Below are 885 nucleotides of genomic sequence, written 5' to 3'. Positions count from 1 at the left end.
GAGAACGTCTGGACACGAGGCCGCTGGATGTGACGTTCTTGTAGCACCGCGGCTGGGCCACAAGGCCCTGCTTGCGCTGGCCCGGTGGATGGCGGCTCGTCATGGGCGGTCGGAGGCAGGAGGGGATCGGTTGGCAGGACCTGCCGCGCGAGCGGCAGCGGCGCCTTGTTGTGCTGATCGGCAAGTTGATCCGCCAACGCCTTGCGGAAGCCCCACCAGGCGACATGGAGGCGGCCGATGAGCGAGACCCTGCCTACACCGACCCTGCCCAGTGCCGGTCTGCTGCCCACGGGCAAGATAAGGGACCGGCATCGTGACCGGCATGCGGTCGTGTACGTCCGGCAATCGACGGTGCGCCAGGTGCAGCAGCACCAGGAGTCCGCACGCCTGCAATACGCGCTGGCCGACCGCGCACGCCAGCTCGGCTGGCATCCCTCGCAGGTGGTGGTCATCGACGACGACATGGGCCGCTCGGCTGCCTCGACGCTGGACCGGCCCGGGTTCCAGCGCCTGGTCGCTGAGGTCGGGTTGGGCCATGTGGGCTTGGTGCTCGGCATCGAGGTGTCGCGCCTCGCACGCTCGTGCCGGGACTGGCATCAGCTGCTCGAGATGTGCGCCTTGTTCGACACGCTGATCGCGGACGCGGACGGCCTGTATGATCCCGCCACCTATAACGACCGGCTGTTGCTCGGGCTCAAGGGCACGATGAGCGAGGCGGAGTTGCACATCCTCAAGGCTCGCATGCACGAGGGGCGCCGGGCCAAGGCGGTGCGCGGCGAGCTGGTGATCGGCCTGCCGCGTGGCTTTGTGCAGCGCCCCTCGGGCGAGGTGGCGCTTGATCCGGACGAGCAGGTCCGCTCGACGATCCGGCTGGTGTTCGACGTG

1 protein-coding gene is annotated in these 885 nt (G+C 68.7%); it reads left to right on the top strand.

What is annotated here, in order from left to right:
- Positions 1-237: 237 nt before the first annotated feature.
- A partial coding sequence (locus tag EBE87_RS28455; RefSeq protein WP_147465077.1) for a recombinase family protein occupies positions 238-885 on the top strand: 648 nt, incomplete at its 3' end.

It is taken from the genome of Teichococcus wenyumeiae, assembly GCF_003696345.1.
Classification (GTDB): domain Bacteria; phylum Pseudomonadota; class Alphaproteobacteria; order Acetobacterales; family Acetobacteraceae; genus Pseudoroseomonas; species Pseudoroseomonas wenyumeiae.
This window is presented reverse-complemented; position numbering and strand designations above follow the sequence as displayed.